Origin of the sequence: Labrys sp. WJW (genome assembly GCF_001676615.1) — a bacterium.
Classification (GTDB): Bacteria; Pseudomonadota; Alphaproteobacteria; order Rhizobiales; family Labraceae; genus Labrys; species Labrys sedimenti.
The window spans coordinates 1-8,674 of the sequence record NZ_LYXZ01000084.1; the positions used below are offsets into that span (position 1 = coordinate 1).

7 protein-coding genes and 2 pseudogenes are annotated in these 8,674 nt (G+C 58.0%); 8 read left to right on the forward strand and 1 reads right to left on the reverse strand.

What is annotated here, in order from left to right; genetic code table 11:
- The 6 genes and pseudogenes from BA190_RS35610 to BA190_RS33500 all read left to right on the forward strand — a co-directional run.
- Positions 1–126, forward strand: a pseudogene (locus tag BA190_RS35610) (electron transfer flavoprotein subunit alpha/FixB family protein); the annotation flags it as partial.
- A gap of 1,123 nt (positions 127–1,249) precedes the next feature.
- The gene (locus BA190_RS33480) at positions 1,250–2,014 is read left to right on the forward strand and encodes an amino acid ABC transporter ATP-binding protein (RefSeq protein ID WP_068299021.1); all 765 of its coding nucleotides are present in this window, start codon (positions 1,250–1,252) and stop codon (positions 2,012–2,014) included.
- Positions 2,015–2,016: 2 nt separating this feature from the next.
- Positions 2,017–2,655, forward strand: a complete 639-nt coding sequence (locus BA190_RS33485) for an amino acid ABC transporter permease (RefSeq protein WP_245315037.1) — start codon at positions 2,017–2,019, stop codon at positions 2,653–2,655.
- A complete protein-coding gene (locus tag BA190_RS33490) occupies positions 2,655–3,317 on the forward strand; it encodes an amino acid ABC transporter permease (protein ID WP_068299026.1) in 663 nt (220 codons plus the stop codon). The genes BA190_RS33485 and BA190_RS33490 overlap by 1 nt, the downstream gene beginning before the upstream one ends.
- Positions 3,318–3,340: 23 nt before the next feature.
- On the forward strand, positions 3,341–4,180 hold the full coding sequence (locus BA190_RS33495; protein ID WP_068299029.1) for a transporter substrate-binding domain-containing protein: 840 nt from the start codon (positions 3,341–3,343) through the stop codon (positions 4,178–4,180).
- Positions 4,181–4,243: 63 nt separating this feature from the next.
- Positions 4,244–4,978, forward strand: a complete 735-nt coding sequence (locus BA190_RS33500) for an aspartate/glutamate racemase family protein (RefSeq protein ID WP_068299032.1) — start codon at positions 4,244–4,246, stop codon at positions 4,976–4,978.
- Positions 4,979–5,023: 45 nt separating this feature from the next.
- On the opposite strand, the gene BA190_RS33505 is transcribed toward BA190_RS33500, so the two are convergent.
- Positions 5,024–6,010 carry a LysR substrate-binding domain-containing protein gene (locus BA190_RS33505; protein WP_082980239.1) on the reverse strand — a complete coding sequence of 329 codons (987 nt, stop codon included), beginning with the start codon at positions 6,008–6,010 and terminating at the stop codon, positions 5,024–5,026.
- 94 nt (positions 6,011–6,104) lie between these two features.
- On the opposite strand from BA190_RS33505, the gene BA190_RS33510 reads away from it, so the two are divergent.
- Together BA190_RS33510 and BA190_RS36355 are read left to right on the forward strand one after the other, a co-directional pair.
- Complete coding sequence (locus BA190_RS33510) at positions 6,105–8,546, forward strand: FAD-dependent oxidoreductase (protein ID WP_068299036.1); 2,442 nt, start codon at positions 6,105–6,107, stop codon at positions 8,544–8,546.
- Between the two features lie 30 nt (positions 8,547–8,576).
- Positions 8,577–8,674: pseudogene (locus BA190_RS36355) on the forward strand (electron transfer flavoprotein subunit beta/FixA family protein); the annotation flags it as partial.

Sequence of the window (8,674 nt, forward strand, 5' to 3'; positions counted from 1 at the left end):
ATGAAGGACAGCAAGGTCATCGTCGCCATCAACAAGGACGAAGAGGCCCCGATCTTCCAGGTCGCCGATTACGGCCTCGTCGCCGATCTCTACACCGCACTGCCCGAACTCAGGGCGGCCCTGTAGAGAGCACAGCTCCAGGCCCGCAGGGTACTTTTGCCCAGGGCCAGATGCGTAGCGAAAAAGCAGTGCGTTTGACAGCATTTGGTTGGGTCAATAGGTTTATTTAAATTATCCAGAGCACTCAGGAGCGTACTTCAAAATAATCGAGACAAAACGGACGACCATTCATACCATGTGAGGCATTGAAAGATACTACTCATGCAAAGTGCGATACGGTCTTTCCTCCATTATGCAATGGCTCTTGGGAATAAGAGAGGGAAAGACCCAATGAATGGATTCTATATTATTCTTTAGAGCCATCATGCCAAACTGCCAGATCTCGGTCGATGTTCATTTCCATCATGCCGACATTCCATGATGTGCCCGATAAGGGCGGTCGGCTGCGATAAGTTCAAACAGGCTCAGATCAAATGCCCCAACATGCTACTGCAGCCGGCAGCTCCCTATAGTTCATTGGTTCCAACGTCAAAAACCGCCCGGGTCGATCAGAGCGGGACGGTTAGCGATTTATGACAGAATTGGTTGCGGGGGCCCGCAGCCACCGATACCGACACTCGATCGAAGTGCCTGTTTAGCAGTAGCAATATACGGTTTTGTGCAGAGTACGGATTTTAATAGACCCTCGCTTTGATGCCGCTCCGCAGCACGCAAAGTGGACCCCGGATCGCCAATCAAGTGCTCCAAGCCACGACGAAGCCAATGCTGCGGGCACAGGTTTCTCTATGGCGCAACCCGGCGGAATTGGAACGACACATCCGCCTGCAAGCGGATCATCATGTTCGCCCAAAATCACAGGATCGGGGCCGCCCCGATACCCATGTCCTGGGCCTGATGTACGGAGAACGCCCCGGGATTCTGGCGCGTTATGCATAACTTGAGGATATGCATCGGTACATTTTTTTCATACTCCTCCACCACAGTCACCCATGCTACAACCGCCCCCAAGAAAAACAAAATATCAATGCAAGTAAATATAGTATAATAATCTATACGTAAAGTACTATTTTTACTACTGCATCGAATTATCGAATCCAGGGGAGGAATTACATGGCACGCAAAGCGTGTATATCTGTTAGTTTTATAGTTATACGCAGAAATATCGTGTCGATTCCGGGATTGTAGGGCGATGAAAAAAGAGAGTGACAGTCCACTCATCCGCCTTGATTCCCTTAGCAAACATTATGGAGCACTGACGGTCCTCGACAAAATCGACCTCGACATAAAGTCAGGCGAAGTCCTTGCGATCATAGGCCCGAGTGGTTCGGGGAAAAGCACATTGCTTCGGTGCGTCAACTACCTGGAGCGGCCGGACGGCGGCACGATCACAATTGGTCCAACAACCATCAACGCCGCACGGCCAGTCTCCCGTGAGGAATTGTCAGGCCTGCGTCGACGCGTCGGCATGGTCTTCCAGTCCTTCAACCTCTTCCCCCATATGTCGGTCCTTCGGAACGTCAGCCTTCCTCAGGAACGGGTTCTCGGCCGCAAGCGCGCCGAAGCCGATGAGCGGTCGTTGCAACTGCTCAGCCGAGTCGGACTTGCCGACAAGGCATCCCAGTTTCCAGTCCGCTGTTCGGGTGGCCAGCAACAGCGCATTGCCATCGCCCGCGCGCTCGCGCTCGATCCGGAAGTGATGCTGTTCGACGAGCCGACCTCCGCTCTTGATCCTGAATTGGGGCTCGAAGTGCTCGCAGTCATGCGCGCACTCGCGGACAGCGGCATGACGATGATTGTCGTGACGCATGAAATGGGATTTGCCGAGAACGTGTCCGATACGGTCATGATCATGGCGGATGGCCGGATCGTCGAAAAAGGCCCGTCGGCCCAAGTCATGCGTAATCCGCAGCATGAGCGGACGCAGCGATTTTTGCGCGCGGTGCATGACCGATGAGCATGGCCTATACAACGATCTTTCTTGGGGGCTTGGCCTGGACGGCAGCCCTGACCCTGGGCTCCTTCATCATTGGAGCGATATTGGGTGCGCCACTCCTGGCGGCGCGTACGAACCGCCTGGCCTTGGTGCGCGTGCCTACCCTGATCGCCATCCAGATCATTCGGGCAATACCGCCGATACTCTGGCTGTTCATCATCTTTTTTGGTGTCGGAATGTCCTACTTTCCGATCAGTCCCTTCGTGGCCGCCTTGTGCGGGCTCGGCCTGATCGCCGGCGCCAACATGGCGGAGATCTATCGCGGTGCGCTGAATGCCGTCCATACCGGCCAATGGGAGGCATGCGCTGCGCTCGACCTCGGTCGCTGGTCGACAATGAAGGACATTGTGGCTCCCCAGGCCCTGCGAGTGGCGATACCGACGACCGCCAGCTACCTCATCGGCCTCATGAAGGAAACCGCTGTCGCCTCTACCATAGGGGTGGCAGAACTCGCCTATCAGGGCAACCAGCTTTCACAGTTGACGTATAGGGGCCTGGAGATCTTCGCGGTCGTCGGGCTCTTCTACATCTTGTTGAGCCTGCCGGTAGCCTGGCTTTCACGCAAGGCGGATGCCGCCCTTCGAAGCAAGGTGGCACGCTGATGTTTCCCACATATGACGAAATCATCTCGTGGATGCCGGATCTGCTGTCGGGCTTTTCCGTCAGCCTTCAGGTCACGGCCTTCAGCCTTCTTGTCGGGATCCCCTTCGGGCTCCTGCTTGCCCTCGGCGTGATGGTCCGCAACAAGGCCCTGCGAGCCCTTTCCCTGTTTCTCGTCGAGGTGGGGCGCGGCGCACCGGCGCTGGTGCTTTTGCAGTTCATCTATTTCGGCTTGCCCAGCCTGAACTTCACGATCGAGTCATTCGCTGCGGCGATCATCGCCCTGGCCTGGAACACCGGCGCCTATACGAGCGAGATCATGCGGGCCAGCCTGTTGTCCATCCCGCAGGGCCAGCGTGAAGCTTCGGAGGCGCTTTGCTTCACCCGAATAGACGAACTGCGCTTCATCCTCCTGCCTCAAAGTTTGCGAGTCGCTCTGCCGGCCCTATTGGGATTTTCGATCCTGATCTTCCAGGGTACGTCACTCTGCTTTGCAATCGCTCTGCCGGAACTGGTCAGCAGCGCCTATGAGATCGGCTCGACTACATTCCGATACTTTCCAGCTCTTCTGTGCGCCGGTGCCCTCTACGCCTGCGTATCGATACCAGCCGCCCTCTTCGTGAGTCATGTCGAGAGGCGGGCGGGCCTCTATGCCCAACGTTAACCCGCATCGAAAGGAAGCCCAGCGTGCCTTCAAATAAATCAAAGGCTTATACTATCCTGGCAGCCGCTGCCGGCTTGGCCGCCTGCGTGCAGCTGGCGTCGGCGCAAGATTGCACGCCCAAGCACAAGTTCACCACCATCGCACCTGGAACCTTGACCGTCGCAGTGACAACCTACGCGCCGCATTCGTTCATGGACCAGACCGGTACGATGAAAGGCATCGATGGCGACATCGCCGCCGATTTCGCCAAGCGAGAATGCCTGACGGTGAAAGCCGTGGCTGTCGATCCGGCCGCAGCGATCCAGTACATCCTCTCAGGCCAGGCCGACATCACGACCGGCGATTGGTATCGCACCGCGGAGCGAGCAAAGGTCATGAGCCTGTCCGCGCCCCTCTATACGGACCAGATGGCGATCTATTCGAAGGAAGGCTTCAAGCAGGTCGCAGATCTGGAAGGCAAGAAGGTCGGCACCGTCCAGGGCTATCTCTGGGTCGCCGACCTGAAGACCATGCTGGGCTCGTCGCTGAAGCTTTATCCCAACTCGGTCAACATGCAGCAGGATTTGTTCGCGGGCCGTATCCAGGTTGCCGTCGACGGCTATTCCACCGGCGTCGTCGCCGCACAGAAAGGTGCCTTGAAGGACGTCAAGGTCGAGATCGCGGCACCCGATGATCGCGTGAAAGCCACGAAGGAAGCCGCTCAGGCCGCCTTCCCCTACTCCATGAAGGCGACTGACCTTGGCCAGGCCCTGGATGCCGATATCGCGGCGATGCATCAGGATGGCACCATCGTCAAGATCCTGAAGTCCTACGGTCTCGACGGTACCGCAGCCGATACCGGCGCTCCGCGCCTGGTTCAATAACCAGGCCAGGGGAGCAGAACTATTTTCTGCTCCCCCTTTTTTGATGACACCGAGACGATAACGATGAGTGTGTACAAGGTTCGGCGCAAGTCCCAGTCCTGGTACGGCGAGCAGATCGGCATTCTCATACTGGATGCCGCTTATCCCTGCATTCCCGGCAATGTCGGCAACGCAACCACCTATGACTATCCCGTGCGGTTCCAGGAGGTGCGTGGCGCTTCCATCGATCGGCTGCTGAACCAGCGCGATCCGGCCCTGAAGGAAGCTTTCGTGGAAGCCGCGGTCGAATTGAGGGACAGAGGCGTGCGGGCCATCACCGGTGCCTGCGGGTTCATGGCTTACTTCCAGGAAGAAGTGGCAGGAGCGGTCGACGTTCCGGTCTTCCTGTCCAGCCTCATGCAGATACCCTTCATGCATGCGCTTTGCGGCGGCAGTGTCGGTATCATCACGGCGGACGCCTCACGGCTGACGCCACGGCATTTTTCAGCCTGCTCGGTGCCCGGCGATATTCCCCTTGCAATCGCCGGCATGGAAGGCCAGACCGAATTCCGCGAGGCAATTCTCGAAGAAAAGGGCACACTGGATTCTGCCAAGATCGAACGCGAAGTCATCGAGGTCGCCAGCGAATTGGTAGCGCAACATCCCCAAATGCGTTCCATCCTCTTGGAATGCAGTGATCTGCCGCCCTATGCGCATGCCGTACAGGCAGCTACCGGGCGGCCGGTTTTCGACTTCATCACGATGATCAACTATGTCCAGCAGAGTCTGGTTCATCGTTCGTATGTCGGCAACATGTAGGGCGCGGCCCCTCGGCCATAGACACCATCCGGCGCCGTCAGACCACTATTCGTTTCCCTCGGGCGCGATTGAGGGGGAAGCACTCCGTGCATTCGCGGATGTTCCGCCGTTCATTCGAATGGGCGCGTCCGCGTTCTGCTGGAGCAGCCAGTCCCGAAACAGCATGGCCGCTGGCTTGGCGGGACGTTGTGCGGGCATGATGAGATAGATTGCCTGTCCCGAACGGTGCAGGGCATCGATCGGGTAGACCAGACGTGCCGCCTCAACATGGTCATGGACGAGATGCTTCCAGCCGAGCGCTATGCCTTGGCCAAGGACCGCGGCTTCAATCGACCCGAGAGCATCGGTAAAAACGAAATCCTGTCGAAGCCGCGGCAGGGGCACGCCCTGATGTGTGAGCCATTCCCGCCATCCCAGGCGCGTACGATGCCGTTCTTCAAAATGCAGAAGCGGGTGGTTCAGTAGATCAGCGGGCGTCTCGATGGCGCCATGATCCCGCAAATACTCCGCATTGCAGACCGGCGCGACTTCCTCGTTCACGAAATGCCATGCCTCCAGCCCCGGCCACTTGCCGTAGCCCAGTCTCGCGGAAATATCGATGTCCTCTTCGTTGAGGTCTTGGTCATCGCGGCTGCTTTCCTCGATACGCAGGACAATATCCGGATGCCGGGACTTGAAATCCTTCAGGCGCGGCAAAAGCCATAGCTGCACGAAGGAAGCGGAAAACGACACTCTGACCGTGTCGTTCGAATGCCTGGTTCTCAGCGACGTCAGCACCATGTGCAGATGATCGAAGGTCTGCTGTGTTTCCTTGTAGAATCTGTATCCTTCAGCGGTGAGTTCCAGGCGCGCATTTTCACGTCTGAATAGTTTCAGGCCGGTAGCCTCTTCCAGAAGCTTAATCGTCTTGCTGACTGCTGGCTGCGATACGTTCAGTTCTTGCGCGGCGGCTGTGAAACTTCTTCGCCGCGCCGCAGCTTCAAAGACGAACAGGTAATTCGCGGAGGGGACCAGGGATCGCAGTCTGTGCATGAATTGAAGTTATGCTTTGGTGCATTTTTTTGCAACGTCACAAACGGCGGATGGCTTTGTAGTCTCACATGAAATCTTATTGGGATCGATATTCATGCAGACTCATGCTCGAGCGGTCGTTATCGGTGGCGGCTGCGTTGGCGCGGCTATTTTATACGGCCTGGCGAAGCGCGGTTGGACCGATGTCGCGCTGCTGGAACGCACGCAGCTGACCGCCGGTTCGACCTGGCATGCCGCGGGGCTCATCCCTTCCTATGCCCGCAGCATCAATATCGGCCGCATGATCGCCAAGACGATTGAGATTTACGAGCAGTTGGAAGCTGAAACGGGTCAGCATGTCGGCTGGCACAAATGCGGTCAGCTCCGGGTCGCCAACACGCGCGATCGCCTCGATGAATACAAGAGCTACATGAGCGTGGCCGAGGTCCAGGGTATCCGGGCCGAGTTGCTAACCCCGCAGGAAATCAAGGCGCTCTGGCCGCTGCTGGAGAACAATCATGCGACACTCGGTGCCCTCTATCACCCCGATGATGGGCACATTGCACCCGCCGACGTGACCCAGGCCATGGCCAAGGGCGCCCGCGACCGCGGTGCCAAGGTCTATCTCAATACCGAAGTGCGCGGCTTCGAACGTCTTGCAAGCGGCGAATGGAAAGTTCTGACGAACAAGGGCGAGATCGTCTGTGAACATATCATTTCCGCAACCGGCAACTATGCCCGGCAGACCGGCGCGATGCTCGGACTGGAGATTCCAGCCATTCCGATCCTTCATCAGTATTGGATCACCGATGCCGTTCCGGAGATCGTAGAACGCAAGCGACAGGGCCTGCGGGAAATGCCCATCCTGCGCGACGAGGCCTTTGAAGGCTATCTGCGCGAAGAAGGCGACGGCCTGATGTTCGGCCCCTATGAGAAGACCGAGCATCTCAAGCTCTTCGCCGAGAATGGTGTTCCTGAATGGTTCGGCGCCGATCTCGTCGAGGAGGATTTCGACGCAGTGGCATGGAACTGGGAACGCGCAATGGAGCTCGTTCCAGCGCTCGGCCGGGTCGGCATCAAGGCGAATGTGCGCGGCCCCTTCCAGATGACGGCCGACGAATTGCCGCTGATGGGACCGGCCTGGGGACTTGAAAATATCTGGCTCGCCGAAGGCGTGCCTGGAGGTATCCTCTGGGGAGGCGCGATCGGCTACTACCTCTCCGAGCGGATCGTCGAGGGCGGGAACAGCCTGGATACGTCCGAACTGGATCCGCGCAGGTTCGGCGACTATGCGAACAAGGAGTGGACGCGCCTCAAGGTCCGCGAGAGCTGGGGCACTCATGCCGAGCAGCATTATCCAGGGCAGGATATGCCCGCTGCCCGTCCGCAGAAGACGGCCCCCTCCTATGACATCCTCACCGGGCGCGGCGCCGTCTGGGGTGTCCTGAACGGCTGGGAAATACCGAACTGGTTCGCGCCGACGGGGGTAGAGGCCAAGGATCAGTACAGCTGGCGCTGGACCGAGAAGGGAAAATATGTCGGTGAAGAGGTCCATGCCGTCCGCAATGGCGTCGGCCTGGTCGAGATGACGCCGATGACGAAGTTCGAGGTATCCGGTCCCGCGGCTGAAATGTGGCTCGACGGCATTCTCGCCAATCGCCTGCCCAAGACGGGGCGAGTCAATCTCAGTCATCACCTGACGCGGTCGGGTGGAGTGCAGGCCGAATATGTCGTAGCGCGGCTTGCCGACGATGTATTCTATCTGGTCTCGACGCCTCGAGCCGAGCGCTGGAATTTCGATGACCTGTCCCGGCTCTTGCCCGAGGACGGCAGCGTAAGGCTGCGGAACGTAACCAACGAGCGCGGTTGCTTCACGATCGTGGGGCCGAAGGCCCGCGATGTGCTTCAGGAACTCACTGAGATCGACCTTACCAACGAGGCCTTTGCCTGGTTCAGCGTCAAGTCCGGCACGGTCGGGCTTGCAAGCGATGTTCGCCTGCTGCGCGTCAATTACGAGGGTGAGCTCGGGTGGGAACTTTATCACCCGCTCTGCTATCAACGCCACCTTCTGGAGGCTTTCTTGAAGGCAGGCGAGCCGCATGGCTTGCGATTGGTTGGTTTGCACGCGCTTGAATCGCTGCGGCTGGAAAAATCCTATCGCGCCATGTATCGCGACATGAATCCAGAATTGACAGCCTGGGAAAGCAGCCTGGATCGTTTCATCCGGCTCGAAAAGGCCGATTTCATCGGCCGTGACGCACTCATCTGCCAGAAAGAGCAAGGCATCCGCCAGCGTTCCGTTACGATTTCCATAGATACCGACGGAGCGAGTTCGCTCATCCACGAAGGCGTCTATCACGGTGGAAAGCTTGTCGGCCGCATCACGTCCGGCGGTTATGCCTACACCCTCGGGCACGACATAGCCTTTGCGCTGCTGCCGGTAGAACTGGCCAATCCGGGTACGAAGCTCGAAGTACCAATCCTAGGCGATATGCGCAGGGCGCAGGTGATCCCAGAGTCGCCCTACGATCCTCAAGGCCTTCGCAGCCGCATGTGACCTAGCGTAATCAAACTCAGGAAATCGAAGATGAAAGTTCTCGTGCCCGTGAAGCGGGTGGTCGACTACAATGTGAAGATCCGCGTGAAGGCCGATGGGTCTGGTGTCGATCTCAACAATGTGAAGAT

Excerpts from the sequence above, each read along its gene's own strand:
- BA190_RS33485 (WP_245315037.1), top strand. The coding sequence starts at position 2,017 with ATGGCCTATACAACGATCTTTCTTGGGGGCTTGGCCTGGACGGCAGCC.
- BA190_RS33490 (WP_068299026.1), top strand. The coding sequence starts at position 2,655 with ATGTTTCCCACATATGACGAAATCATCTCGTGGATGCCGGATCTGCTG.
- BA190_RS33510 (WP_068299036.1), top strand. The coding sequence starts at position 6,105 with ATGCAGACTCATGCTCGAGCGGTCGTTATCGGTGGCGGCTGCGTTGGC.
- BA190_RS33500 (WP_068299032.1), top strand. The coding sequence starts at position 4,244 with ATGAGTGTGTACAAGGTTCGGCGCAAGTCCCAGTCCTGGTACGGCGAG.
- BA190_RS33480 (WP_068299021.1), top strand. The coding sequence starts at position 1,250 with ATGAAAAAAGAGAGTGACAGTCCACTCATCCGCCTTGATTCCCTTAGC.
- BA190_RS33505 (WP_082980239.1), bottom strand. The coding sequence starts at position 6,010 with ATGCACAGACTGCGATCCCTGGTCCCCTCCGCGAATTACCTGTTCGTC.